General features: G+C 57.1%; 25 protein-coding genes. 7 read left to right on the top strand and 18 right to left on the bottom strand.

Annotated features, from left to right (window positions below; genetic code table 11):
* Positions 1-142 precede the first annotated feature (142 nt).
* The 4 genes from Q6A51_RS17215 (at position 143) to Q6A51_RS17200 (ending at position 3,656) form a co-directional block, all read left to right on the top strand.
* On the top strand, positions 143-1,957 hold the full coding sequence (locus Q6A51_RS17215; protein WP_304575329.1) for a penicillin-binding protein activator: 1,815 nt from the start codon (positions 143-145) through the stop codon (positions 1,955-1,957).
* On the top strand, positions 1,957-2,328 hold the full coding sequence (locus Q6A51_RS17210) for a YraN family protein (protein WP_201005728.1): 372 nt from the start codon (positions 1,957-1,959) through the stop codon (positions 2,326-2,328). The genes Q6A51_RS17215 and Q6A51_RS17210 overlap by 1 nt, the downstream gene beginning before the upstream one ends.
* Positions 2,329-2,487: 159 nt before the next feature.
* Positions 2,488-3,081, top strand: coding sequence for a phosphoheptose isomerase (locus tag Q6A51_RS17205; RefSeq protein ID WP_201005729.1), 594 nt, complete (start codon positions 2,488-2,490; stop codon positions 3,079-3,081).
* Complete coding sequence (locus tag Q6A51_RS17200; RefSeq protein WP_304575328.1) at positions 3,078-3,656, top strand: BON domain-containing protein; 579 nt, start codon at positions 3,078-3,080, stop codon at positions 3,654-3,656. Before Q6A51_RS17205 ends, Q6A51_RS17200 begins: the two co-directional genes overlap by 4 nt.
* 46 nt (positions 3,657-3,702) lie before the next feature.
* Here the strand turns inward: Q6A51_RS17200 and Q6A51_RS17195 are convergent, their stop codons facing one another.
* The 7 genes from Q6A51_RS17195 to rplM form a co-directional block, all read right to left on the bottom strand.
* Positions 3,703-4,116, bottom strand: coding sequence for a ClpXP protease specificity-enhancing factor (locus tag Q6A51_RS17195; protein ID WP_201005731.1), 414 nt, complete (start codon positions 4,114-4,116; stop codon positions 3,703-3,705).
* A gap of 17 nt (positions 4,117-4,133) precedes the next feature.
* Positions 4,134-4,751 (bottom strand): glutathione S-transferase N-terminal domain-containing protein, encoded by a 618-nt coding sequence (locus Q6A51_RS17190; protein ID WP_201005732.1) that lies wholly within the window; start codon positions 4,749-4,751, stop codon positions 4,134-4,136.
* 228 nt (positions 4,752-4,979) lie between these two features.
* The gene (locus Q6A51_RS17185; protein ID WP_201020588.1) at positions 4,980-5,762 is read right to left on the bottom strand and encodes a cytochrome c1; all 783 of its coding nucleotides are present in this window, start codon (positions 5,760-5,762) and stop codon (positions 4,980-4,982) included.
* Complete coding sequence (locus Q6A51_RS17180) at positions 5,762-6,973, bottom strand: cytochrome b (RefSeq protein WP_201005734.1); 1,212 nt, start codon at positions 6,971-6,973, stop codon at positions 5,762-5,764. Before Q6A51_RS17180 ends, Q6A51_RS17185 begins: the two co-directional genes overlap by 1 nt.
* The gene (gene petA / locus Q6A51_RS17175) at positions 6,973-7,566 is read right to left on the bottom strand and encodes a ubiquinol-cytochrome c reductase iron-sulfur subunit (protein ID WP_201020589.1); all 594 of its coding nucleotides are present in this window, start codon (positions 7,564-7,566) and stop codon (positions 6,973-6,975) included. Before petA ends, Q6A51_RS17180 begins: the two co-directional genes overlap by 1 nt.
* A 252-nt stretch (positions 7,567-7,818) precedes the next feature.
* Entirely contained in the window at positions 7,819-8,211 is a 393-nt protein-coding gene (gene rpsI / locus Q6A51_RS17170; protein WP_025261753.1) for a 30S ribosomal protein S9, read from the bottom strand.
* A 14-nt stretch (positions 8,212-8,225) separates the two neighbouring features.
* Entirely contained in the window at positions 8,226-8,654 is a 429-nt protein-coding gene (rplM, locus tag Q6A51_RS17165; protein WP_025261754.1) for a 50S ribosomal protein L13, read from the bottom strand.
* A 461-nt stretch (positions 8,655-9,115) separates the two neighbouring features.
* Between rplM and Q6A51_RS17160 the strand changes: the two genes are divergently transcribed.
* Entirely contained in the window at positions 9,116-10,012 is an 897-nt protein-coding gene (locus Q6A51_RS17160) for a GlxA family transcriptional regulator (RefSeq protein ID WP_201005881.1), read from the top strand.
* Between the two features lie 113 nt (positions 10,013-10,125).
* Here Q6A51_RS17160 and zapE read toward each other — a convergent pair whose 3' ends face one another.
* From zapE to Q6A51_RS17145, 3 genes are all read right to left on the bottom strand, one after another.
* Complete coding sequence (gene zapE / locus Q6A51_RS17155) at positions 10,126-11,220, bottom strand: cell division protein ZapE (protein ID WP_201005736.1); 1,095 nt, start codon at positions 11,218-11,220, stop codon at positions 10,126-10,128.
* 61 nt (positions 11,221-11,281) lie between these two features.
* On the bottom strand, positions 11,282-12,628 hold the full coding sequence (locus tag Q6A51_RS17150) for a tryptophan--tRNA ligase (protein WP_201005737.1): 1,347 nt from the start codon (positions 12,626-12,628) through the stop codon (positions 11,282-11,284).
* A 27-nt stretch (positions 12,629-12,655) separates the two neighbouring features.
* Positions 12,656-13,285, bottom strand: coding sequence for an alpha/beta hydrolase (locus Q6A51_RS17145; protein ID WP_201005739.1), 630 nt, complete (start codon positions 13,283-13,285; stop codon positions 12,656-12,658).
* Positions 13,286-13,429: 144 nt separating this feature from the next.
* On the opposite strand from Q6A51_RS17145, the gene Q6A51_RS17140 reads away from it, so the two are divergent.
* On the top strand, positions 13,430-13,867 hold the full coding sequence (locus Q6A51_RS17140; protein WP_117165805.1) for a Z-ring associated ZapG family protein: 438 nt from the start codon (positions 13,430-13,432) through the stop codon (positions 13,865-13,867).
* A 332-nt stretch (positions 13,868-14,199) separates the two neighbouring features.
* Here the strand turns inward: Q6A51_RS17140 and Q6A51_RS17135 are convergent, their stop codons facing one another.
* From Q6A51_RS17135 to Q6A51_RS17120, 4 genes are all read right to left on the bottom strand, one after another.
* Positions 14,200-14,682 (bottom strand): hypothetical protein, encoded by a 483-nt coding sequence (locus tag Q6A51_RS17135; RefSeq protein WP_304575327.1) that lies wholly within the window; start codon positions 14,680-14,682, stop codon positions 14,200-14,202.
* 329 nt (positions 14,683-15,011) lie between these two features.
* Positions 15,012-16,910, bottom strand: a complete 1,899-nt coding sequence (gene cysN / locus Q6A51_RS17130) for a sulfate adenylyltransferase subunit CysN (RefSeq protein ID WP_304575326.1) — start codon at positions 16,908-16,910, stop codon at positions 15,012-15,014.
* A gap of 172 nt (positions 16,911-17,082) precedes the next feature.
* Complete coding sequence (cysD, locus tag Q6A51_RS17125) at positions 17,083-18,000, bottom strand: sulfate adenylyltransferase subunit CysD (protein WP_201005743.1); 918 nt, start codon at positions 17,998-18,000, stop codon at positions 17,083-17,085.
* Positions 18,001-18,215: 215 nt separating this feature from the next.
* Complete coding sequence (locus Q6A51_RS17120) at positions 18,216-18,974, bottom strand: Nif3-like dinuclear metal center hexameric protein (RefSeq protein ID WP_201005753.1); 759 nt, start codon at positions 18,972-18,974, stop codon at positions 18,216-18,218.
* Between the two features lie 110 nt (positions 18,975-19,084).
* Here Q6A51_RS17120 and algW point away from each other — a divergent pair, with 110 nt between their 5' ends.
* A complete protein-coding gene (gene algW, locus Q6A51_RS17115) occupies positions 19,085-20,245 on the top strand; it encodes a Do family serine endopeptidase AlgW (RefSeq protein WP_201005755.1) in 1,161 nt (386 codons plus the stop codon).
* Between the two features lie 58 nt (positions 20,246-20,303).
* On the opposite strand, the gene hisC is transcribed toward algW, so the two are convergent.
* From hisC to murA, 4 genes are all read right to left on the bottom strand, one after another.
* Positions 20,304-21,356 carry a histidinol-phosphate transaminase gene (gene hisC / locus Q6A51_RS17110; RefSeq protein WP_201018797.1) on the bottom strand — a complete coding sequence of 351 codons (1,053 nt, stop codon included), beginning with the start codon at positions 21,354-21,356 and terminating at the stop codon, positions 20,304-20,306.
* A complete protein-coding gene (hisD, locus tag Q6A51_RS17105; RefSeq protein ID WP_304575325.1) occupies positions 21,356-22,702 on the bottom strand; it encodes a histidinol dehydrogenase in 1,347 nt (448 codons plus the stop codon). Before hisD ends, hisC begins: the two co-directional genes overlap by 1 nt.
* A gap of 123 nt (positions 22,703-22,825) precedes the next feature.
* Positions 22,826-23,461, bottom strand: coding sequence for an ATP phosphoribosyltransferase (gene hisG / locus Q6A51_RS17100; RefSeq protein ID WP_201005761.1), 636 nt, complete (start codon positions 23,459-23,461; stop codon positions 22,826-22,828).
* Between the two features lie 159 nt (positions 23,462-23,620).
* Entirely contained in the window at positions 23,621-24,886 is a 1,266-nt protein-coding gene (gene murA / locus Q6A51_RS17095) for a UDP-N-acetylglucosamine 1-carboxyvinyltransferase (protein ID WP_025261767.1), read from the bottom strand.
* Position 24,887 lies beyond the last annotated feature (1 nt).

The following is a 24,887-nucleotide window of genomic DNA, read 5'->3' as shown; positions in this document are numbered from 1 at the left end:
AACACTATCGAATCGGGTGTATTGGCCGATAGAGGGCCATGACACGACCAATATCACTGCTTTGCACACCATCGAAGTCGCACCCCGGCCAGTGCTTGGGTACAATTCCCCGCTAACTTGCTTGAGTATCAGGAACACATCAATGATCGCCTGCCTGCGGCTGTTCTCTGCCCTCTGCCTCGCTGCCCTTCTTGCAGCCTGTGCCAGCTCGCCCTCATCCAGTCTTGGTGAGTTGCCTCGCACCCCCGACGCCAGCATCGAGCAACTGCTCGAACAGGCCGCGTCCGCCAAGGCGCCGGATCAGGCCGCCACATTGCGCCTGAGCGCCGCAGACCTGGCGAATCGCCAGAATAATCCTGGTCGCGCAGCCCAGATTCTGGCCCAGGTGCCTCTGGATCAGCTGAAGCCCGGTTTGCAGGTATTCGCCAGCACCCTGTCTGCGGAACTGGCCATGGGTCGCAACCAGCCAAAAGCGGCATTGACCGCGCTGGAGCATCCGAGCCTGCAACGCCTGGGCGAACTGTCGGTTGAACAGCAAGTGCGCACCCACACTGTCCGGGCCCGCGCACTTGAAGCCGATGGCCAGGCTCTGGCTGCCGCTCGCGAGCGTGTATTTGCCGGTCCGCTGCTGCAAGGCAACGACGCCAGCGCCAACAACGATGCAATCTGGGCACTTGTTGCCTCATTGCCTGCCGACCAGTTGCAAAGCACCACCACCGACGACATGGGGGGCTGGCTGAGCCTGGCCCGCTCGGTCAAGGGCGCCGGCACGCTGGAGCAACAACAGGCAGCCATCGACGCCTGGAAAGCACAGAACCCGCAGCACCCGGCCGCCCAGAAGCTGCCGACCACCCTGGCCCAACTTCGCGCCCTGACCAGCGAACCGCTGACCAAGATCGCTCTGCTGCTCCCACAGGATGGCCAGTTGGCCTCGGTTGCCAAGGCGCTTCGTGAAGGCTTCATGGCCGCTCACTATCAGGCCCAGCAAGCTGGCCAGAACCCACCTGCCATCCAGGTTTTCGACAGCTCGCGCGTCACCTCGATGGACGAGTTCTACCGTCAGGCCAAGGCTGCCGGTGCGCAACTGGTCGTCGGCCCGCTGGAAAAGAATCTGGTCAAACAGCTGAACAGCCGTCAGCAACTGCCTATCACCACGCTGGCCCTGAACTACAGCGACTCCAACACCGAAGGCCCGGCGCAACTGTTCCAGTTCGGCCTCGCCGCCGAAGACGAAGCTCGCGAAGTGGCCCGTCGCGCCTGGGCAGACGGCAAACGCAGCGCAGTCGCCATGGTGCCGAAAGGCGAATGGGGTGATCGTGTACTGGATGCCTTCCGCAAAAGCTGGCTGGCCAAGGGCGGCAAACTGATCGCTGCCGAACATGTTGACCAACCCGTCGCGCTTGCCCAGCAAGTCGCTGACCTGTTCCAGTTGCGTAACAGTGAAGGCCGCGCCCAGCGTCTGCAAAGCACGGTAGGCACCCAGGTTGCAGCCCAGCCGACACGCCGTCAGGACATCGACTTCATGTTCCTGGCCGCGACGCCTCAACAGGCCCAGCAAATCAAGCCAACCATGGTGTTCCAGTACGCGGGCGACGTTCCGGTCTATGCAACGTCCCATCTGTTCACCAACAGCAACGATCAGGCTCAGTATCTGGACCTGAACGGCGTACGCTTCTGCGAAACACCCTGGCTGCTCAATGCCAACGACCCTCTGCGCCAGCAGGTGATTGCTCAATGGCCGCAGGCATCCGGCAGCCTGGGTCGCCTCTACGCCATGGGCATCGACGCCTATCGCCTGGCCCCACGCCTCGACCAGCTCAAAACGCTGCCTGAAAGCCGTATCGATGGTCTGTCGGGCAGCCTGAGCATGAGCCCGAGCCGTCGCGTCGAGCGTCAGTTGCCATGGGCAGAGTTCATCGACGGCAAGGTCCAGCGTCTCCCGGACACCATCAATTGATGTCAGGCAACACCCGGCAACAGGCAGGGCGCGAGGCAGAAGCCTACGCCCTGCTCTATCTGCAGCAACAAGGCCTGCGCCCGATCACTCAAAACTGGTCATGTAAACGCGGCGAGCTTGATCTAGTCATGCTCGACGGCGATACAGTAGTATTCGTCGAAGTTCGCTACCGACGCCATTCAGGCTGGGGTGGAGCGATGGAAAGCGTCGACTTTCGCAAACAGGAAAAACTTATTACCGCTGCACAACTGTTTCTGCAACAAGAGTCCCGGTGGGCCGATTATCCATGCCGTTTCGACGTGATAGCTGTCGATGGAGATCCAGGCAAGGCCGCTCCCCTGAACTGGCTCAAGAGCGCATTCGACAGTTGATTCGATCAAGGGCAATCAGAACCCTGACGAGCAGCAACACCCTTTACCACCCATTTTGCTATTTGATTTGCGGGCTGCACATTCAGTGTGTGGTGAGCCGCCGGGAATACCCGCAGCGCACCCGACCAGCCGCCGTACGCTCTCATTAAGGTCACATTGATGGACATGCAATCCCGAATTCGCCGGCTTTTCCAGGCCAGCATCGACACCAAGCAACAGGCGATGGACGTCCTTGCACCCTTTATCGAGCAGGCCAGCCAGGTAATGGTCAACGCCCTGCTCAACGAAGGCAAAATGCTTGCCTGCGGTAACGGCGGCTCCGCTGGCGATGCGCAGCATTTCTCTTCCGAACTGCTCAATCGTTTCGAGCGCGAAAGACCGAGCCTGCCAGCCATAGCGCTGACCACAGACACGTCAACCATCACCTCGATCGCCAACGATTACAGCTACAACGAAATCTTTTCCAAACAGATCAGAGCCCTGGGTCAGCCGGGCGATGTACTGCTGGCCATTTCCACCAGCGGCAATTCGGCGAACATTATTCAAGCCATCCAGGCCGCACATGATCGCGAAATGATTGTCGTAGCATTGACGGGACGCGACGGTGGCGACATGGCATCGCTATTATTGCCGGAGGACGTGGAAATCCGCGTACCGGCCAACGTCACGGCACGCATACAAGAAGTCCATCTGCTGGCGATCCATTGCCTTTGCGATCTGATCGACAGCCAACTGTTCGGGAGTGAAGAATGACCCCTAATCGCCTCAGCCTACTGGTCCTGACACTGTGCCTCGGCGTCAGCGGATGCAGCTCGGTTCTGACAGCAACACGTGACACGCCGATCGAGGACGACCGGGGAACAAGGACTTTCGGCAGCAAGATCGATGACTCCCTCATCGAAACCAAAGCCGCCGTCAACATTTCCAAGGCCCACCCTGACCTGGCCGAAGGCTCGCATATTGTCGTCACCAGCTTCAACGGCATCGTCCTGCTGGCTGGCCAGACACCTCGCGCAGACCTCAAGGCCATTGCAGAACAGGCCGCCAGCTCCGTGCAGCGGGTCAAGAAGGTCAATAACGAACTTCAGGTCATCACCCCCTCGTCCCTGCTGGCGCGTAACAACGATGCCTGGCTGACGACCAAGATCAAAACCCAGATGCTGGCGGACAACTCTATCCCCGGCTCGCGCATCAAGGTGGTCACCGAAAACGGGATCGTCTTCATGCTGGGCCTGGTCACTCAGGATGAAGCCAACCGCGCCACCAACCTGGTGCAGAGCGTATCCGGCGTACAGAAGATCGTCAGGTTATTCGAGTACATCGATTGATAAGCTGCCGGCACTAAAAAAGGCGATCCATCCGGATCGCCTTTTTTTATTTCACTACCTTCAGACTCGGTCTGCCGCTGGGGCGCGGCGGCTCGCTGTCCGGTGGTGGCGCATCCTCTTCCAGCTCGATCTCGTCCTCTTCCTCCACCGGAGGCTCCAGATCGAAGACCATGCCCTGGCCATTTTCCCGGGCATAGATCCCCAGAATGGCACCGATAGGAACATACAAGGTATGCGGCACACCGCCGAAGCGGCCTTCAAAACTGACCGCTTCGTTGTCCATGTGCAAATGGCGCACAGCACTGGGCGAAACGTTCAGGACAATCTGCCCATCATTGGCAAAACCCTGAGGGATCTGCACCGATGGGTACTCCGCATTGACCAATATATGCGGTGTGCAATCGTTATCGACGATCCACTCATAGAGAGCACGAATCAGATAAGGGCGACTGGAGTTCATCAACGGCTCCTTAAGCCTTAGCGCATCTCACGTTCGGCTACAGACAGGCTCGCCTGAAATGCCTCGCGCGCAAATTGGCGCTCCATGTAATCAAGCAACGGCTTGGCAGGCCGTGGCAATTCGATACCCAATACAGGCAAACGCCAGAGTATGGGCAGTAGACAGCAATCGACAAGGCTTTGCTCGTCACTGAGGAAAAAAGGCTTTTCCGCAAACAACGGCGAAACACCGGTCAGACTTTCACGCAATTCCTTGCGCGCCTGTACGCGGGCAGACTCTTTGGTACGCGAATCCAGAATAAGATCCACAAGTCCACACCAGTCGCGCTGAATCCGATGGATCAACAGGCGGCTATTGGCACGCGCCACAGGGTAAACCGGCAGCAAGGGCGGGTGCGGGTAACGCTCATCCAGATATTCCATCACCACCGTAGACTCGTACAACGCCAGGTCACGATCAACCAGGGTTGGAACGCTGCCATACGGATTCACTTCGATGAGCTGAGGCGGATGACGGCCCGCAACAACATCGATGATCTCGGCGCTGACACCTTTCTCCGCGAGCACGATGCGCACGCGATGGGAATAGTGGTCGGCGGGGTCGGAGTAACAGGCCAACCGATTGGTCACGCCCATGGCGATCCTCCTCGCTTGTTAAAATTTATAAGGCAGACAAACGAACGCGCCCCAGTGGTGCCTCCGATTATGACCGCGCAAAGACAGGTCGTCGTCGCGGGCGACAAGATAGCTCATTTACGCGAAGTAAATTCTGCAATCTTGCGCCGCTACTATACCCGCCTCGCAATCACTATCCGAATGGAGACGCCACTGGAGCGCTTGTGTCAGGGCGAAGCTACAGCTCGATCAATGAACATCCTTCCAGTATTCACGCTTGAGCAGATAGGCGAATACAAAGAAGAAGGCCAGATAAAGCAACACATAAGCGCCTATGCGCTGATGCTGCAGTTTAACCGGATTGGCTGAATAGGCCAGAAAGGTCACCAGATTCTTGATCTTCTCGTCGAACTGCTCTTCGTTCAGGCTACCGGTTTTCGGCACGATGGTCAGTTGATCGCAAGCCTCATGGGTGAGCGGCGCACCGGTCAGCGGATCATATTGCTTCTTGCCATCCTCAATCACCTGGACCTGCTTGCAGCCGACAACCTGACGCCCTTGAAGCCCGACCAACACGTTGGGCATGCCGACATTAGGGAACACCTTGTTGTTCACGCCCCACGGACGAGCCGGATCTTCGTAGAACGAACGCAGATAGCCATACAACCAATCCGTGCCACGTACTCGCGCCACCAGCGTCAGATCAGGCGGCGCAGCACCAAACCAGGCCTTGGCATCGTTTGGCTGCATCCCGATATTCATGTGATCGCCGATCTTGGCACCGGTAAACACCAGCTTTTCCAGCATCAACTCATGGGGAATACCCAGATCATCGGCTACGCGCTCATAACGCTGGTACTTGGCGCTATGGCAGCCCATGCAGTAGTTGGCGAACGTGCGTGCGCCGTCCTGCATCGCCGCCTTGTCGGAAACGTCGATATCAACCTTTTCCAGCTCTGGGCCGCCATGTTCGGCGGCAAACGACAAGACAGGCAGAATCGCGAGAATCAGTACAGCAAATAGCTTTTTCATCAGCCAGTCACCCTTTCTGGAACCGGTTTGGTCTTCTCTAGCCGGGTATAGAACGGCATCAAAATGAAGTAGGCGAAGTACAGAAAGGTGCAGATCTGCGACAACAGAGTCCGCCCCGGGGTTGGCGCCAGAACGCCCAGCACGCCCAGGATCACGAAAGCCACGCAGAACAGCAGCAGCCAGATCTTGCTCATCCATCCCTTGTAGCGCATCGACTTGACCGGGCTGCGGTCGAGCCATGGCAGCACGAACAACACTGCAATTGCGGCCCCCATGGCAATGACACCCGTGAGCTTGTCCGGAATCGCCCGCAAGATTGCGTAGAACGGCGTGAAGTACCAGACAGGCGCAATATGCTCAGGCGTCTTGAAGGCGTTGGCAGGTTCAAAGTTAGGTTTTTCGAGGAAGTAGCCACCCATTTCAGGGAAGAAGAACACAATCGAGCAGAAGACGAAGAGAAACACCACCACGCCGACAATGTCTTTCACGGTGTAATAAGGATGGAAAGGAATGCCATCCAGAGGGATGCCGTTTTCATCCTTGAGTTTCTTGATGTCCACGCCATCCGGGTTGTTGGAGCCCACTTCATGCAGCGCCAGGATATGCAGAACCACCAGCCCCAGCACCACGATTGGCAGTGCGACCACGTGCAAGGCGAAGAAACGGTTCAAGGTGATGCCGGAAATCAGGTAGTCACCGCGAATCCATTGGGTCAGGTCATCGCCAATGACCGGAATGGCCCCGAACAGCGAAATGATCACCTGGGCACCCCAGTAAGACATTTGCCCCCAAGGCAGCAGATATCCCATGAAGGCTTCAGCCATCAATGCCAGGTAAATCAGCATCCCGAAAACCCAGACCAGCTCACGCGGCTTTTGATACGAGCCGTAAAGCAAGCCACGGAACATGTGCAGGTAGACCACGATAAAGAAAGCCGAGGCGCCAGTGGAGTGCAGCAAACGCAGGATTGCGCCGTACTCGACATCGCGCATGATGTATTCGACAGAAGCAAACGCCTCTTCAGCCGACGGCGTGTAGCTCATGGTCAGCCAGACGCCGGTCAGGATCTGGTTGACCAGAACCAGCAGCGCCAGAGAACCGAAAAAGTAGAAGAAGTTGAAGTTCTTTGGAGCGTAATACTTGCTGAGATGGTCTTCCCACATCTTTGTCGCCGGGAAACGAGCATCGACCCAATCCATGAACTTGCTCATCACGCACCCTCCTTATCGACGCCAATGACAATGACACTGTCCGACTCATAGGAATGCGGGGGTACTGGCAGATTCAATGGTGCGGGTTGCGACTTGTAGACCCGACCGGCCAGATCGTAATGAGACCCGTGACAAGGACAGAAATAGCCCCCCACCCAATCCTTGCCAAGATCGACAGGTGCGACTTCAGGACGGAAGGTTGGTGAACACCCCAGGTGCGTACACAGACCGACCAGCAGCAGGATTTCCGGCTTGATCGAACGAACGACAGGGTCAACATAAGCAGGCTGAACAGAAGCCTTGGACTCAGGATCGGATAGCTGGCCGGTAATCTTGCCAAGGTTATCCAGGATCTCTTTGGTGCGACGAACAATGAACACCGGCTGACCACGCCATTCAGCAATCATCTGCTGTCCTGCTTCAATCTTGCTGATATTCACCTTGACCGGTGCCCCTGCGGCTTTCGCCTTGGCACTGGGGAACCATGACCCCACGAACGGGACCGCAGCCCCCACCGCTCCTGCTGCACCAACCACGGATGTGGCTGCCACGAGGAAGCGACGCCGGCCTGCATTCACGCCGTCATTGCTCATTCCGTCCTCTCCCATCAGCTATGTGGCCTGTTTGATCAGGCGTCTACTTAATATCAATCTAGCTGTTTATAGATTTGGCCGGATGGTAAATAAAAACCCTTCAATTAACAAGGTAATAAGACCGTACGAAAAGTAGGAAACGTTGTAAATCAAGGCTTACAGCCGTGTGTCACGTTGTCACACATAAATAACAGACATAAAAAAACGCCCAGCTCCGAAGAGGCTGGGCGTTCTTTTTGAACGAAGTGCGAATTAACGCTTCGAGTACTGCGGACGCTTACGCGCTTTACGCAGACCGACTTTCTTACGTTCAACTTCACGAGCGTCACGAGTAACGTAACCGGCTTTACGCAGGGCGCTACGCAGAGTTTCGTCGTATTGCATCAGAGCGCGAGTGATACCGTGGCGGATTGCGCCAGCTTGACCACTTACACCGCCACCGATAACGGTGACGTAGATGTCGAACTTTTCAACTGTTTCGGTCAGTTCCAGTGGCTGACGAACTACCATGCGGGCAGTTTCGCGGCCGAAGAACACGTCCAGAGAACGGTTGTTGATCGAGATGTTACCAGTGCCCGGACGCAGGAAAACGCGTGCGGTTGCGGTCTTGCGACGGCCAGTGCCGTAATTTTGAGTCGCCGACATAATGAACTATTCCGTTAAAACTTCAGTTCTTGGGGCTGCTGAGCAGTATGAGGGTGTACAGCGCCCGCATAGACTTTCAGCTTACGATACATGTCGCGACCCAGCGGGTTCTTAGGCAGCATGCCTTTGACCGCGGTCTCGATCACGCGCTCAGGAGCTTTATCGATCAGCTTTTCGAAGTTGATCGATTTGATCCCGCCCGGAAAACCGGAGTGAGAGTAGTAAATCTTGTCGGAAGCTTTAGCACCGGTAACGCGGATTTGCTCAGCGTTGATAACGACGATGTAATCACCGGTATCGACGTGCGGAGTGTATTCCGGTTTGTGCTTGCCACGCAGACGGCTCGCGATTTCGGTGGCCAGACGACCCAGGGTCTGACCAGCAGCGTCGACGACGAACCAGTCGCGCTTAACTGTTTCCGGTTTAGCAGTAAAAGTTTTCATTCTTTATAGCCTCAGGGGCCGCCTGAAAATGAGACGGCGGATCTTACTGAATAGTGCGTACTTTGACAAGTCAAAGGCAGCCGGAAACAGACGCTATCGGGGGCTCGGGTCAGCGCGTCCGTTATACGGCAAGATTCTTCGGCAGACGGCGCATCACTTCCACTGCAAAGAGCTGCCGGATTATACAGGCTGAAAAAATAACCTCAACCTGATTTTCAGCTCAGGTTCTGTTTATTGCTTGCGCGAGCAAATCGTCAGGCCGCCAGCCAGCAAGAGACGACCGCGGAGGCTGGACACACCCGCAAAAAAATAAGACGATTCAGCCGTTGCTTGACCACTATTCCATATAAGAACAAAAGATTATGCCGATTCAACACACCGCCCCGCTGCGGCGCGTAAGCATTCTTGCCACTGACAAAGTATTCGCCTCGACCCTCATGCAAGCCAAGGACTTCTTCCATCTGGCCAGCCTGCGGTACAGCAAGCAATTGGGTCACGGCCTCAAACCCGCCTTTGAAATTCGCCTGGTAAGCCCGGACGGACAGCCCGTCGGCAGCTTCAGTGACGTCACCCTGCCGGTAGACGGCCCGCTGTGCGAAAGCGACATCATTGTCATCCCGGCATTCTGGGACGACTTCGACAGCCAGTTGCAGCAATACCCGCAGATACTGCCATGGCTGCGCGAACAGCACGCCAGCGGCGCCGTCCTGTGCGGTGAAGCCACCGGGGTTTTCTGGCTGGCCGAAGCCGGCCTGCTGGACGGCAAGGAAGCCACCACCTACTGGCGTTTCTTCAATGCGTTCAACGAAAGGTTTCCCAAGGTCCTGCTCAATCAGGAAAAACACCTGACAGACGCCGACAACCTGTATTGCGCAGGCGGCACCACATCGGCCTGTGATCTCTACATTTATCTGATCGAACGCTTCTGCGGCTCGAACGTCGCCCAGGCCGTGGCCCGCGACATCCTCTATGAGGTGCGGCGCAGTTATTCACCGGGAAGGATAGGTTTTGGCGGCCAGAAGCTTCATCAGGATGTGATCATCCTGCAAATCCAGCACTGGCTCGAAGAACATTTCGCGGACAAGTTCCGCTTTGAAGACGTGGCCCGCAACCACGGCATGAGCATCCGCAACTTCATGCGCCGCTTCCAGGCCGCAACCGGCGACAAGCCGCTGCATTACCTGCAACGCCTGCGCATCGAAACAGCCAAGGGCCTGCTCTCCGGCACGCGAAAGAGCATCAAGACCATCAGCTATGAAATTGGCTACGACGATGCAAGCTTCTTCGCCCGCCTGTTCCGCCAGCACACCGAACTGTCGCCCAATCAATATAGGCAGCAGTTTCAGCAGGCCGCCTGAGGGCAGCATGCTGAAAAGCTGCAAGCTGTAAGTTACAAGCTGCAAGCAAAAGCAGTGCGCAACCTGCCTTTACTTGCAGCTTCCAGCTTCCAGCTTGAAGCTTGCAACTGCTCCTAAGGCTTATGCGCCCGAGCCAAAAACTCGTGGGATTGCATTTCCAGCAAGCGGCTCAAGGTACGTGCGAATTCAAACGTCAAACGTCCGCCCGTATACAGGTCCTTCAGCTCAACTTCTGCCGAGATGATCAGCTTGACGTTACGGTCGTAGAATTCATCGACCATGTTGATGAACCGACGGGCAATGTCGTCAGTGGTCACGCTCATCTGCTCGACGCCGCTTAGCAGCACGGCATGAAAGATCTTACCCAGCTCGATGTAGTCGTTCTGGCTGCGAGGCCCGTCGCACAATTCGCGGAAATCGAACCACGCCACGTCGTCGCAGGTACGCAAAGCGCGAATCTCGCGATTCTCGATGATCAGCACATCGTTTTCGATGGTCTGCGCACACTCCGGCGTCAAAGCCTTGAAGCTTTTGCGCAGGCTTTCCTCGGCGACGTCATTGAGCGGGAAGTGGAACAGCTCGGCCTGCTCCAGATGGCGCAGGCGATAGTCGACGCCGCTGTCGACGTTGACGATATCGGTGTTCTGCTTGATCAGGGCAATCGCAGGCAGGAAGCGGGCGCGTTGCAAACCGTCCTTGTACAGACCGTCGGGCACGATGTTGGAAGTGGCGACCAGGGTCACGCCATTCTTGAACAGCTCTTCCATCAGGGTGCCAAGGATCATGGCATCGGTAATGTCGGAAACGAAGAACTCGTCGAAACAGATCACCCGCGCCTCATCGGAAAAGCGCTTGGCGATAAGAGTGAGCGGGTTTTTCTCGCCCTTGAGGGTTCTCATTTCTTCGTGCACGCGCTTCATGAAGCGGTGGAAGTGAGTCCGCACCTTCTGCTCGAACGGCAGGGCATCGAAAAAGGTATCGACCAGATACGTCTTGCCCCGGCCTACACCACCCCAGAAGTACAACCCCTTGACCAGGGCTGGCTCTTTCTTGCCGAACAGCTTGCCGAACACGCCCGGCTTGCTGTTGTTCGCAGCGATCAGATCTTCGTAAAGACGCTGCAAGTGACGCACAGCGTTTTCCTGCGCAGCATCGTGGAAGAAGTCAGGGCGTTTCAGATCTGCTTGATATCGTTCTAGGGGCGTCATATTCGGTAACAAGGCAACAAAAGCGGGCCGTCACTGTAGCGACGGCCCGGGGGAATGGCAATCAATCCTGCAAGGCTTTGAGCTCAGCCAGCAAGCGCTCTATACCGGCCTGCACGGCTTCAGCACTTTCAAACTGCGGACTTTGGGCGTTGCCATTGCCAAAAGCCACTTCAAAGTGGAAGTCACCAGGAATGATGATTGGCTCGTTGGGGCCAAGCAGACTTTTGCTGGCAGCGCCTGCCGTCTTGCCATCCGCGAAATGGCTCGACAGCAACAACTCTTCACCATCGGCAGCCAGCAGACGGAAACGGAAACTGCCGTCCGCTTCACGGAAGCTCACAACCCGTGCGCCCTTGGCGGCTTTTTTCTTGCCGGTTTCGACATTCTGCGCAACCGTGCGGAACGAGCGCAGGCCAACCGCCTCGCGCAGCTCTTCAAGGAACGGCGTGGCGGCGCGACGGGCTTTCTGGGCACCGGCGAGCAGGATGTCTTCCAGGTCCGCAGGACGCTCGATCAGGCCCAGGTATTTCTCGCGGGCTTCGCTCAGTTCGCCATCCAGCAGCTTGAACAGACGATTCTTGGCCTCGCCCCAACCCAGACCTTGCAACAGCTCGGAGCGGAACTCGGCCGACTGCTCTGCACTGGAGAATGCCTGATAGAGCGTGAACAGGTGAGAGTTATCCGGGTCCTTGGCTTCGCCGGGAGCACGCGAGTCGGTGACGATGCGCGAGATCGCATCCTTCATGTCCTTGGCGCTGCTGAACAACGGAATCGTGTTGTCGTAGCTCTTCGACATTTTGCGACCATCCAGACCGGGCAGCGTCGCAACGCTTTCCTCGATCAGGGCTTCAGGCATGACGAAGAACTCCTTGCCCTTGCCGAACAGGTGGTTGAAGCGCTGACCGATATCGCGAGCCATTTCAACGTGCTGGATCTGGTCACGGCCGACCGGCACTTTATGGGCGTTGAACATCAGAATGTCGGCCGCCATCAGCACCGGATAGCTGAACAGCCCCATGGTGATACCGGCATCCGGGTCTTCGCCGGCCTCGACATTCTTGTCTACAGATGCCTTGTAAGCGTGGGCGCGGTTGAGCAGGCCCTTGCCGGCCACGCAGGTCAGCAGCCAGGTCAGTTCCGGGATCTCGGGGATATCGGACTGACGATAGAAGGTCACTCGATCGACATCCAGACCGGCAGCCAGCCAGGTCGCGGCGATTTCCAGGCGCGAGCGCTGGATGCGCTGCGGGTCATCGCACTTGATCAAGGCATGGTAGTCCGCCAGGAAGTAGAACGAGTCGACATCCTTCTGGCGGCTGGCGACGATGGCCGGGCGGATCGCGCCCGCATAGTTGCCCAGATGGGGAGTGCCGGTGGTGGTGATACCGGTCAGGATACGAGTAGTCATGGCAGGTCGCTTATTCTATGGCTGCAATCAGTTCGAGAGACGCGGAAGGACCAGATCTTTCAGATCGGTCAGCTTGCCGTGAAAAAAGTGTCCGCATTCTGCCACTTTCAGCAGCTCATGGGGACGTTGCAGAAGCGCGGACCATGCATAGACCATTTCCGGGTCCACGACTTCATCGGTTTCGGGCTGAATGACCGTCAGCGGACAGTTCTGCGGCAGGACGCTTTGATCCTTCAAACGCGATGCGGCAGCGGCCACCAGAAACAGGTGTTTCAGTTGCTCGCCTTGCGCTTCGAGGCGTCCGCCAAGCGTGGCAGCCACATAACCCCCAAAGGAAAAACCCAGCAACGTGATGGGCAGATCCGGCTGCTGCTTGCGAAGCCATTGCGCGACCGCAACCGCATCTTCGACCTCCTCCGGCCCGGCAACCGATGTGCCAGCGCTGGCACCGACGCCACGATAATTGAAACGTAACGTAACCAGACCGGCATCGCGGGCGGTACGCTGCAACGTCGAAACCACTTTATTGAGCATCGTCCCACCCTGGATCGGGTTAGGATGGCAAATCAGCGCCAGGCCCACAGCATCGGGCAGATCCTGATAAAGCGCTTCAAGCTGGCCTTCGGGGCCATCAATGAATACGGGGGTTTCACGCATGGACAAAATAAACTCCGTGACCTCGAAATGGATCGACTCGTCTAGCTGATTGTCTGTGGCTGACATATAAGCGACGTGTCGCGGGTATACAGCGCAGGTTAGAGCCGTTAACGTAAAGCAAAGCCGTTTATAGAGGAAGGACTCGTGGAACACTCGCTCTTAGTTTGGTTGTTGCCGACTCTTGCCCTGGTTGCCGGTGTCGTCATTGGTTTCCTGGTCGCACGTCTGCTGCCCAATACCGTTCCGAATAACACCCAGCGCCAGCTGGATAGCATTCAGGAGCGCTTCGATACCTATCAGAACGAGGTGGTCACACACTTCAACAGCACGGCTACCCTGGTACAGAAACTCTCGCAAAGCTATCAGGAAGTACAGGAACATCTCGCCGAGGGCGCCAATCGTCTGGCCCTTGACGAACTGACCCGCCAACGCCTGCTGGCGGCCTTGCATCCAGAGGCCAACCAGGCACCACGCGACCGCCTTACACCGCCACGTGACAGCGAAGCACCAAAGGACTACGCGCCCAAGGCACCCAACACGCCGGGCATGCTGGATGAGCATTACGGTCTGAAAAAGCCGTAAGCGACCGATAAACAAAAAGCCCGCCATTCAGATCGAATGGCGGGCTTTTTTGTGGGCGCTACAGAAACATCCTACGCATTTTCAAGACTGCAACGTCTATGTATAAATTCTGCACACATTTACCCTCTCCAAAAACTGGAGAAACAAATGAAAGCGATAAAAATACTGACTGCATGCCTATTACTATCAGGTTGCGTCTCCGGCGACTGCACTCACAACTGTTACATGATGGGAAGACATAATCCCGAACTTCTGTACAAATGCGAAATGGACCCAAACCGATCTGACTGCCCCGTGCAACGATAAATATGGAAGCAATCCACTAACAGAAATCAAAACTTCCATGTATAGATCTTGAAGGGTTCTATCAAAACCCGAATGGTTCTATTGTTTCGCCCAGGTATGAAACCAAACCGAGCCCATAAAAGGCTGCCTGTGCGCTCGTCATAGATGATCAGATTACCGTCATCCTGCATGGACATATGGCTGTGATACCAATATGACTTATCCTTGCTGTGAGTGCTTTCTGCCACCCAGAGGCGAGCTCTGGCCGGATCGTAGAGAAAACCGCTATTGCTTACGACAAACCAGGGTGCGCCTCTTTGCTTGCGAGAAAGTGTAAGACTATAGGGCTGACTACCATCAGCGGCCCATATAACAACGCCATTATCCTTGATTACAAGATTACCATCGCCCTGTAAGTCCAGACGAAAGCGCCCGTTAGGCGACAGCAGAAACTGCCCAGGGGTCATCATTTGATTGGGCGGCAATACAGGAGAGCCACTTCCATTAAACGAACCGTATTGAATACTCATCTCTTTCACCTTGAAAGCTATAGATTGAGTATTCAACTAATCATCAGAGGGGAGTGATATGCGATAAATATATACCGCATTTCGCTAATGAATTGGCTCTGTCTGCGTTAAGTGTTGCAGATGACTAAACTCGCACCGTGCAACCCCTGCCTAAGGCTCTGCAATGCGGGTTTCAGGGGTGCGTAAAGTGGACGTTACAAGAAAAGCCTAATCAATTGATTTTATTGAATAAAATCGCATTCTTTTCCAGGTGCAACACTTAACGCACACAGAGCCAATGAATTCGCTCCCACAGACCATGTGTGGGAGCGAATTCATTCGCGAAGAACTTAGATCGCGCCGCGGGTGCGCAACAAGTCCAGTACCAGCTTGACGCCCTCTTCCACGCTCAACGACTGTGTATCGATCACGAGGTCGGCATCCAGCGGTACGTCGTACGGGAAGGATTCGCCTGGGATGTTGTCGCCATCGGCGGCATACAGACCTTGCGGATCACGCTCGCGGCAGACGCTTGGCGAAGCCTGGACGTAGACGGTCAGCAAACGTTCCTTGCCAAGCAGCGCCTTGGCGCGCTCACGGCCTTCTGCATCCGGTGCGACGAAGGCTGCCAGGGTCAGCAGGCCGGCTTCGTTGAACTGACGGGCTACGTGAGCAGCACGGCTCCAGTTCTCGGTACGACCGGCACGGTTCTGTGGCAGACCTTTGTTCAGGTCGTGACGCAGGTTCTGGCCATCGAGGACATAAACCGCACGCCCCATGTCGAACAGCTTGCGCTCGACCGCGTAGGCCAGCGTGCTTTTGCCTGCGCCCGACAGACCGCTGAACAGCACGGTAGCCGGTTGCTGACCGAAGCGCTGGGCGCGTTCCTGAGTCGACACGTGAGCCAGTTCGCCATGGTGATTCGCGCCGCCCGCACTGACTGGCTTGGCGATGATCATGCCCGCCGCGACAGTGCCGTTGGTCAGGCGATCAATGACGATGAACGCACCGGTGGTGCGGTTGCTTTCGTAACCGTCCAGCGCGATAGGTGCATCGAGGCTGATCTTGACGCGGCCAATCTCGTTCAGTTGCAAGGCGCTGGCAGGACCTTCGACCAGCGTGTTCACATCGACGCGATGTGTGATGCTGGCAATCGAGCCCGGCACGTAGCTGGTAGCGCGCTTGATGTCGTATTTCTTGCCCGGCAGCATCGGCTCTTCAGCCATCCATACCAGCATGGCATCGAATGCATCGCTGACTTGCGGAACGTTGTCGGCATGCACCAACAGGTCACCACGGGAGATATCGATCTCGTCTTCCATAGTCAGGGTCACGGCCTGGCCTGGACCTGCCTGCTCCAGTTCACCTTCAAAGGTGACGATGGACTTGATGCGACTGCTCTTGCCCGACGGCAGCACGACGATTTCATCGCCCTTATGCACGATGCCGCTGGCCAGAGTGCCAGCGAAGCCACGGAAGTTCAGGTTCGGGCGGTTGACGTACTGCACCGGGAAACGCAGGTCCGCATAGTTGCGGTCACTGGAGATCTCCACGGTTTCCAGAATTTCCATCAACGACTGACCGGTGTACCAGGGCGAACGCTCGCTCTTGTTCACCACGTTATCGCCCTTGAGGGCCGACATCGGCACGAATGCCATGGTGGTCGGCTTGAAGGCCAGGCCTTCGGCAAACTTCAGGTAATCGGCCTTGATCGACTCGAAAATGCTCTCATCGAAGCCATTGAGGTCCATCTTGTTGATGGCCACGACAATGTGCTTGATGCCCAGCAGCGAAGCGATGTAGCTGTGACGACGGGTCTGGGTCTGCACGCCATAACGGGCGTCGACCAGAATGATCGCCAGATCGCAGGTCGATGCACCGGTCGCCATGTTACGGGTGTACTGCTCGTGGCCCGGCGTATCGGCAATGATGAACTTGCGCTTGGCGGTAGAGAAATAGCGATAAGCGACATCAATGGTGATGCCCTGCTCACGCTCGGCCTGCAGGCCATCCACCAGCAACGCCAGATCCACGTCATCGCCAGTGGTGCCGGACTTCTTCGAGTCGCGGGTAATGGCTTCCAGGTGATCTTCATAGATCATCTTGGAGTCATGCAGCAGACGCCCGATCAGCGTGCTCTTGCCGTCATCGACGTTGCCACAGGTAAGAAAGCGCAGCATTTCCTTGCGTTCGTGCTGGCCCAGATAGGCGAGGATGTCCTCGCTGATCAATTCGGATTGATGGCTCATAGGGTTTAAGCTCCAAGCTGTAAGCTTCAAGCGGCAAGCTTGTCGGCGTACAACTAGTCAGAATTTTTTTGTTATGAGCGCTCAAATACGCCCACAAAGGGCGGCAACCTGCAAAACCCTGAAGCTACGCAATGCGCTTCCAACTTGCAGCTTGCCGCTTGTAACTTGAAGCTTAGAAATACCCCTGCCGTTTCTTTTCTTCCATCGAGCCTGCGCCGTCGTGGTCGATGACCCGGCCCTGGCGTTCGGAAGTTCGTGTCAGGAGCATTTCCTGGATGATGTCGGTCAGGCTGGTGGCTTCGGATTCGACGGCACCGGTCAGCGGGTAGCAGCCGAGGGTACGGAAGCGCACTTTCTTTTTGACGATGCGGGCCTTTTCCTCGTCGGTAAGGTGCTCGAGGATGCGATCGTCGTCGATCATGATCAGGGTGCCGTTCTTCTCGATGACGTCGCGCTCGGCCGCAAAGTACAGCGGCACGATCGGGATGCCTTCGAGGTAGATGTACTGCCAGATGTCCAGTTCGGTCCAGTTCGACAGCGGGAAGACGCGGATCGACTCGCCCTTGTTGACGTTGCCGTTATAGACGTTCCACAGCTCGGGACGCTGGTTCTTCGGGTCCCAGCGATGCTTGCTGTCGCGGAACGAGTAGACACGTTCCTTGGCACGGGATTTTTCCTCGTCACGCCGCGCGCCGCCGAAAGCTGCGTCGAAACCATGCTTGTCCAGTGCCTGCTTCAGGCCCTCGGTCTTCATGATATCGGTGTGCTTGGCACTGCCGTGGGTGAAAGGGTTGATGCCCTGCGCAACACCATCAGGGTTGACGTGGGTGATCAGATCCAGGCCCATTTCCTCGACCATCTTGTCGCGGAAGCTATACATTTCCCGGAATTTCCACCGGGTATCGACGTGCATGACCGGGAACGGCAGTTTGCCCGGAAAGAAGGCCTTGCGTGCCAGATGCAGCATCACGGCAGAGTCCTTGCCGATCGAGTACAACATCACCGGGTTGTCGAACTCGGCGGCGACCTCGCGGATGATGTGGATGCTTTCCGCTTCCAGCTGTTTCAGATGCGTCAGTTTGTCAACCATGGTTACTCACGGATTGCAATCGTTGTGGGCCGGGAAAAATCCCCCCGGGCGGCCAGCGGGCCGTATTCGAGCCGCGCACTTTATCATGAGGGATACCGCAGGATCAGCGCGCTGGATAGATCGAAACGATCTATCCATATAGCTCGTCGTTTGGACCTTCCCAGACAGCGTGAAAACTGCTGCGCTCGGTCACGCTGAATTTTCACGCGCCTGTTTCAGATCGGATTCGGGCAATCGATGAAAATATGCTCAAGGGCAAAACGCCGTGCCAGATAGTCACCCAAGGCCTGAACACCATAGCGTTCGGTGGCGTGGTGCCCCGCGGCGATAAAGCTGATGTCGTTCTCACGGGCACTGTGAAAGGTCTGTTCCGAGGCTTCGCCACTGAGGAACAAGTCCACGCCCTCAAGCACTGCCTGATCGATATAGCCCTGCCCTCCACCGCTGCACCAGCCGACACGACGGATCATCTGGCTGCCTTCGATCAATAACGGCTCACGCCCCAGCGCGTCCTGCACGCGACGGGCAAAGTCGCGAGGCGTCACCGGCTCGGAAAGGGAACCGACCAGACCGACCACCTTGGGATTCTCGGGGTCCAGCGGACCTTCGACCGTAATGTCCAGCTGGCGAGCCAACTGCACGTTATTGCCCACATCCGGATGCACATCCAGGGGCAGGTGATAGGCCAGCAGGCTGATGTCATGCTTGAGCAATGTCTTCAAACGACGCTGCTTCATGCCCACGACACAGGGATTCTCGCCCTTCCAGAAGTAACCATGGTGGACCAGAATCAGGTCGGCCTGAGCCTCGACCGCTGCGTCCAGCAAGGCCTGGCTGGCCGTCACACCACTGACGATACGCATGATCTGCGGGCGACCTTCGACCTGCAAACCATTGGGGCAGTAATCCTGAATGCGGGCACTGTTGAGATAACGGTCGGCCTCTTCGACCAGGGTACTCAGGGCAACAGCCATAAAAGACTCCTAAATATGCAGTTCAGAGCTGCTTTGTGCTCGTATAATGCCCGCCATTATGGCGCACCCGCGGAAAAATCTTTGCGCCTGTAACCATCAGGACTTGCTCAATGTTAAAGGCACTGCGCTTTTTCGGCTGGCCATTGCTGGCTGGCGTGCTCATCGCCATGTTGATTATTCAGCGTTACCCGGAATGGGTAGGACTGCCCAGCCGGGATGTAAACCTGCAACAGGCTCCCAAGGCCACTGTAGTGATGCAGGGCCCGACGTCTTATGCCGATGCAGTGAGTGCCGCTGCACCAGCCGTGGTCAATCTCTACACCACCAAGATGGTCAACAAGAGCAACAACCCCATGTTCGAGGACCCTCAGTTCAGAAGGTTCTTCGGCGACAACGTTCCCAAGCAGAAACGCATGGAATCCAGCCTCGGCTCCGGTGTGATCATGAGCCCCGAAGGCTACCTGCTGACCAACAACCACGTTACGACGGGTGCGGACCAGATCGTGGTCGCTCTCAAGGACGGTCGCGAAACCATCGCACGAGTGATTGGCAACGATCCTGAAACCGATCTGGCCGTTCTGAAGATCGACCTGAAAAACCTGCCTTCCATCACCATTGCGCGCTCCGACAGCATTCGTATCGGCGACGTGGCACTGGCCATCGGCAACCCGTTCGGGGTGGGCCAGACCGTCACCATGGGCATCATCAGCGCGACCGGCCGCAACCAGTTGGGCCTCAATACCTATGAAGACTTCATCCAGACCGACGCCGCCATCAACCCCGGCAACTCGGGTGGCGCGCTGGTGGATGCTGCTGGCAACCTGACCGGCATCAATACCGCAATCTTCTCCAAGTCAGGCGGCTCGCAAGGCATCGGCTTTGCTATCCCGACCAAACTGGCGATGGATGTCATGAAGTCGATCATCGAGCACGGTCAGGTCATTCGTGGCTGGCTGGGTATCGAAGTTCAACCCCTGACGCAGGAACTGGCCGACTCCTTCGGCCTGAAAGATCGCCCAGGGATTGTGGTCGCAGGAATCTTCCGCGATGGTCCGGCACAGAAAGCCGGCCTGCAACTGGGAGATGTGATCCTGAGCATCAATGGCGAACCGGCAGGTGACGGCCGACGCTCGATGAACCAGGTAGCGCGCACCAAGCCAAAGGACAAGATAGCGATTGATGTCATGCGCAACGGCAAGGAATTGCGCCTGAGCGCCGAGGTCGGCCTGCGGCCACCACCGGCACCGACGCCGGCAGTGAAGGAACAGTAAACCCGTCTTCGCGAATGAATTCACTCCCGCACAAGGAGCGAATTCATTCGCGAAAGACCTAGATCCCGCTCAACCCATCCAGCAAGGCCTGATTCTGCTCAGCCGTACCGATGCTGATACGCAGGAACTGGGCAATGCGCTCCTGTTTGAAGTGACGCACGATAACGCCCTGCTCGCGCAGCTTCGCCGCCAGGCCTGCCGCATCGTGTTGCGGGTGGCGGGCAAAGATGAAGTTGGCCGCCGAAGGCAGCACTTCAAAGCCAATACCTTCCAGCTTCTCGACCAATGCCTCACGGCTGGCGATCACCGCATTACGGGTAAAATCGAAGTGCTCCCGATCTTCAAAGGCTGCGGTCGCACCGACAATCGCCAGACGATCCAGAGGATAGGAGTTGAAGCTGTTCTTGACTCGCTCCAATGCCTCGATCAGATCAGGATGACCTACGGCAAACCCGACCCGCAACCCGGCCAGTGAACGGGACTTGGACAACGTTTGAGTCACCAGCAGGTTCGGATAACGATCAACCAGCGCTATCGCTGTCTCGCCGCCAAAATCGACATACGCCTCATCGACCACTACCACCGAATCCGGGCTGGCCTTGACGATCTGCTCGACCGCTTCCAGCGGCAGCAGGCAGCCGGTGGGCGCGTTCGGGTTCGGGAAGATGATCCCCGCATTCGGCCTGGCATAATCGGCCACGCGAATCTGGAACTTTTCGTCCAGTGCGACAGCGTCATAGTCAATGCCGTACAGACCGCAGTAGACCGGATAGAAGCTGTAGCTGATATCCGGGAACAGCAACGGCTTATCGTGCTGGAACAGCGCGTGAAAAATGTGCGCAAGCACTTCATCGGAACCATTGCCCAGGAACACCTGGCTGGCTTGTACGCCGTAATAGCCAGCAACCGCCTGCTTGAGCAGGTCGCTGTTGGGGTCCGGGTACAGACGCAGATCATCGGTCAATGCAGCCCGCATCGCCTCAAGCGCCTTGGGCGAAGGGCCGTAAGGGTTTTCATTGGTATTGAGCTTGACCAGCTTGGTCAGCTTCGGCTGCTCACCCGGCACATAAGGCACCAGACTGCTGACGAAAGGACTCCAGAATTTACTCATTACTTGCCTTCCTCTGTGCTGCCCGCACTCCAGTTGGTATCGGTGATACGGTACTCGGCGCTGCGAGCATGGCCGGTCAACGATTCGCCACGGGCCAGGACCGAAGCGGTCTTGCCCAGCTCGGATGCGCCTTGCGGCGAGCAGTAGATGATCGATGAACGCTTCTGGAAGTCATAGACACCCAGCGGCGAAGAGAAACGCGCAGTGCCGGAAGTCGGCAGCACATGGTTCGGACCGGCGCAGTAGTCACCCAATGCCTCGGACGTGTGGCGCCCCATGAAAATCGCACCGGCATGACGAATCTGCGGCAGCCAGGCCTCAGGATCGGCAACCGACAGCTCAAGGTGTTCCGGCGCGATACGGTTGGCGACATCGATGGCTTGCTGCATGTCGGCCACCTTGATCAGGGCACCACGGCCATTGATCGAGGTTTCGACGATGGTGGCACGCTCCATGGTCGGCAGCAAACGGGTGATGCTGGCGGCAACCTTGTCGAGGAACTCGGCATCGGGGCTGACCAGAATCGCCTGCGCATCTTCGTCGTGCTCGGCCTGGGAGAACAGGTCCATGGCAATCCAGTCCGGATCGGTCTGGCCATCGCACACCACGAGGATTTCCGAAGGCCCGGCAATCATGTCGATGCCGACCTGACCGAACACATGGCGCTTGGCAGTGGCGACATAAATGTTGCCGGGGCCGACGACTTTATCGACCTGAGGCACGCTTTCAGTCCCGTACGCCAGTGCGGCAACGGCCTGCGCGCCACCAATGGTGAAGACGCGGTCCACACCAGCGATGCAGGCAGCGGCCAGTACCAGCTCGTTGATCTCGCCACGCGGAGTCGGCACGACCATGACCACTTCAGTCACGCCGGCCACTTTCGCCGGAATGGCATTCATCAATACCGATGAAGGATAAGAGGCCTTGCCACCTGGCACGTACAGGCCAGCACGATCCAGAGGCGTGACTTTCTGGCCAAGCACCGTGCCATCGGCTTCGGTGTAGCTCCAGGAGTCCTGCTTCTGCTTTTCGTGGTAGCTGCGCACCCGGGCAGCAGCCGTTTCCAGCGCCTGGCGCTGGGCCGGGGAAATGCGTGTCAGCGCCAGTTCCAGGCGCTCGCGAGGCAGGATAAGGTCAGCCATCGACGCCACTTGCAGGCCATCGAAACGCTGGGTGAACTCGACCAGGGCGGCGTCACCACGCTCACGCACGGCCTTGATGATGTCGAGCACACGCTGGTTGACCGAATCGTCAGACACACTTTCCCAGCTCAGCAGATGATCCAGATGTCGTGCGAAATCCGGATCGGCAGCATCGAGTCGGCGTATTGCAGTGGGAGTGGTCATAGCGATATCTCAATAAGTGGCGGATGCTCAGGTGCCATAAGCTACCAAGCTATCCGCGCAGGCACCTGAGAAATTTGGCTATGACACGGATAGCTGGACGCGACTCAAGGCCGCGCAATCAGATCAGCTGCGGTGTCGCGACTCCACTGCCTTGCGCAGTGTGTCGATGAGCGCCTGGATGCGCGCATGCTGCATTTTCATCGAAGCCTTGTTCACCACCAGACGCGAACTGATGGTTGCGATCAGTTCCTGGGGCTCAAGACCGTTGGCGCGCAAGGTGTTGCCAGTATCGACCACGTCGATGATCTTGTCGGCCAGACCGATCAGCGGAGCCAGTTCCATCGAGCCATAGAGCTTGATGATATCGACCTGACGACCCTGCTCGGCGTAATAACGCTTGGCAACATTCACGAACTTGGTCGCCACACGCAGGCGGCCTTTTGGCTCGGCTGCGCCAATGGCTCCTGCGGTCATGAGCTTGCACTTGGCAATCTGCAGATCCAGCGGCTCATACAACCCCTGGCCGCTGTACTCCATCAACACATCCTTGCCCGCAACCCCCAGATCGGCAGCGCCATGCTCGACATAGGTCGGCACATCGGTAGCGCGCACGATCAGCAGGCGTACGTCGTCTTGAGTCGTGGGGATGATCAGCTTGCGGCTCTTGTCCGGATTCTCGGTCGGCACAATGCCCGCTTCGGCAAGAAGCGGCAGTGTATCGTCGAGGATACGGCCCTTGGACAGTGCGATGGTCAACATGGAAAACGTAAGTCCTTATCAGGAAACTTTTGCCCTGCGCAGGTGGCCCAGAGCAACACTTGAGCCCGATATTACTGGCTCAAGGTAAAACGAATCAGAAATCGCACCAGCATGAATCAGGTGGCTCCACTCCCCCAGGGGCAGCAGAGCCACATGCTACTAGCCCGGAACGCGACGGATCTTGGCACCCAGCATTTGCAGCTTCTCTTCGATGCACTCGTAACCACGGTCGATGTGGTAGATGCGATCGATCAGAGTATCGCCCTGAGCAACCAGCGCCGAGATCACCAGACTGGCCGATGCACGCAGGTCGGTCGCCATCACAGGCGCGCCCTTGAGCACTTCGGTACCGGTCACGATTGCAGTGTTGCCTTCAACCTGAATATGCGCGCCCATGCGATGCATTTCATAGACGTGCATGAAGCGGTTTTCAAAGATGGTTTCGATAACCGCACCAGTGCCTTCCGCGATAGCGTTGAGCGAGATGAACTGCGCCTGCATATCGGTCGGGAACGCCGGGTAAGGCGCAGTACGCACGTTGACCGCCTTGGGGCGCTTGCCGTGCATGTTCAGCTCGATCCAGTCTTCGCCGCTGGTGATTTCAGCGCCGGCTTCCTGAAGCTTGAGCAATACCGCCTCAAGAATCGTTGGATCGGTGTCCTTGACCTTGACCCGGCCACCGGTGGCAGCAGCGGCAACCAGGTAAGTACCGGTTTCGATACGGTCCGGCATGACTTTATAAGTCGCCGACCCCAGGCGCTTCACGCCATCAATGGTGATGGTATCGGTACCGGCACCCTGGATTTTCGCCCCCATGGCGATCAGGAAGTTCGCCAGATCGACGACTTCAGGCTCGCGAGCGGCGTTTTGCAGGACGCTGCGGCCGTTTGCCAGGCTGGCAGCCATCATGATGTTCTCGGTACCGGTCACGCTCACGGTATCGAAGAAGAAGTTGGCACCACGCAGGCCACCTTCAGGGGCCTTGGCCTTGATGTAGCCACCTTCGACATCAATGATTGCGCCCATGGCTTCAAGGCCACGGATGTGCAGGTCAACCGGACGCGAACCGATGGCGCAGCCGCCAGGGAGTGCGACTTCAGCTTCACCGAAACGGGCAACCATCGGCCCCAGCACAAGAATCGACGCACGCATGGTTTTCACCAGTTCGTACGGCGCAACCAGTGTCTTGATGGTGCGCGGGTCGATCTCGACGCTGAGTTTTTCGTCGATCACAGGCTCGATGCCCATCCGACCGAACAGCTCGATCATGGTGGTGATGTCGTGCAGGTGCGGCAGGTTCTGAACAACTACAGGCCCATCGGCCAGCAATGTTGCCGAGAGGATCGGCAGGGCGGAGTTCTTTGCCCCGGAAATGCGAATTTCGCCATCAAGACGAACGCCGCCGGTAATAATCAATTTATCCATT

This window comes from Pseudomonas serbiensis (assembly GCF_030580745.1).
Taxonomy (GTDB): Bacteria; Pseudomonadota; Gammaproteobacteria; order Pseudomonadales; family Pseudomonadaceae; genus Aquipseudomonas; species Aquipseudomonas serbiensis.
The sequence above is the reverse complement of the archived record's forward strand: the minus strand, read 5'-3'. Positions and strand labels throughout refer to the sequence as shown.

Coding starts and splice junctions, on each gene's coding strand:
- Q6A51_RS17215 (WP_304575329.1), top strand. CDS start 143: ATGATCGCCTGCCTGCGGCTGTTCTCTGCCCTCTGCCTCGCTGCCCTT.
- Q6A51_RS17210 (WP_201005728.1), top strand. CDS start 1,957: ATGTCAGGCAACACCCGGCAACAGGCAGGGCGCGAGGCAGAAGCCTAC.
- Q6A51_RS17205 (WP_201005729.1), top strand. CDS start 2,488: ATGGACATGCAATCCCGAATTCGCCGGCTTTTCCAGGCCAGCATCGAC.
- Q6A51_RS17200 (WP_304575328.1), top strand. CDS start 3,078: ATGACCCCTAATCGCCTCAGCCTACTGGTCCTGACACTGTGCCTCGGC.
- Q6A51_RS17195 (WP_201005731.1), bottom strand. CDS start 4,116: ATGAACTCCAGTCGCCCTTATCTGATTCGTGCTCTCTATGAGTGGATC.
- Q6A51_RS17190 (WP_201005732.1), bottom strand. CDS start 4,751: ATGGGCGTGACCAATCGGTTGGCCTGTTACTCCGACCCCGCCGACCAC.
- Q6A51_RS17185 (WP_201020588.1), bottom strand. CDS start 5,762: ATGAAAAAGCTATTTGCTGTACTGATTCTCGCGATTCTGCCTGTCTTG.
- Q6A51_RS17180 (WP_201005734.1), bottom strand. CDS start 6,973: ATGAGCAAGTTCATGGATTGGGTCGATGCTCGTTTCCCGGCGACAAAG.
- petA (WP_201020589.1), bottom strand. CDS start 7,566: ATGAGCAATGACGGCGTGAATGCAGGCCGGCGTCGCTTCCTCGTGGCA.
- rpsI (WP_025261753.1), bottom strand. CDS start 8,211: ATGTCGGCGACTCAAAATTACGGCACTGGCCGTCGCAAGACCGCAACC.
- rplM (WP_025261754.1), bottom strand. CDS start 8,654: ATGAAAACTTTTACTGCTAAACCGGAAACAGTTAAGCGCGACTGGTTC.
- zapE (WP_201005736.1), bottom strand. CDS start 11,220: ATGACGCCCCTAGAACGATATCAAGCAGATCTGAAACGCCCTGACTTC.
- Q6A51_RS17150 (WP_201005737.1), bottom strand. CDS start 12,628: ATGACTACTCGTATCCTGACCGGTATCACCACCACCGGCACTCCCCAT.
- Q6A51_RS17145 (WP_201005739.1), bottom strand. CDS start 13,285: ATGCGTGAAACCCCCGTATTCATTGATGGCCCCGAAGGCCAGCTTGAA.
- Q6A51_RS17135 (WP_304575327.1), bottom strand. CDS start 14,682: ATGAGTATTCAATACGGTTCGTTTAATGGAAGTGGCTCTCCTGTATTG.
- cysN (WP_304575326.1), bottom strand. CDS start 16,910: ATGAGCCATCAATCCGAATTGATCAGCGAGGACATCCTCGCCTATCTG.
- cysD (WP_201005743.1), bottom strand. CDS start 18,000: ATGGTTGACAAACTGACGCATCTGAAACAGCTGGAAGCGGAAAGCATC.
- Q6A51_RS17120 (WP_201005753.1), bottom strand. CDS start 18,974: ATGGCTGTTGCCCTGAGTACCCTGGTCGAAGAGGCCGACCGTTATCTC.
- algW (WP_201005755.1), top strand. CDS start 19,085: ATGTTAAAGGCACTGCGCTTTTTCGGCTGGCCATTGCTGGCTGGCGTG.
- hisC (WP_201018797.1), bottom strand. CDS start 21,356: ATGAGTAAATTCTGGAGTCCTTTCGTCAGCAGTCTGGTGCCTTATGTG.
- hisD (WP_304575325.1), bottom strand. CDS start 22,702: ATGACCACTCCCACTGCAATACGCCGACTCGATGCTGCCGATCCGGAT.
- hisG (WP_201005761.1), bottom strand. CDS start 23,461: ATGTTGACCATCGCACTGTCCAAGGGCCGTATCCTCGACGATACACTG.
- murA (WP_025261767.1), bottom strand. CDS start 24,886: ATGGATAAATTGATTATTACCGGCGGCGTTCGTCTTGATGGCGAAATT.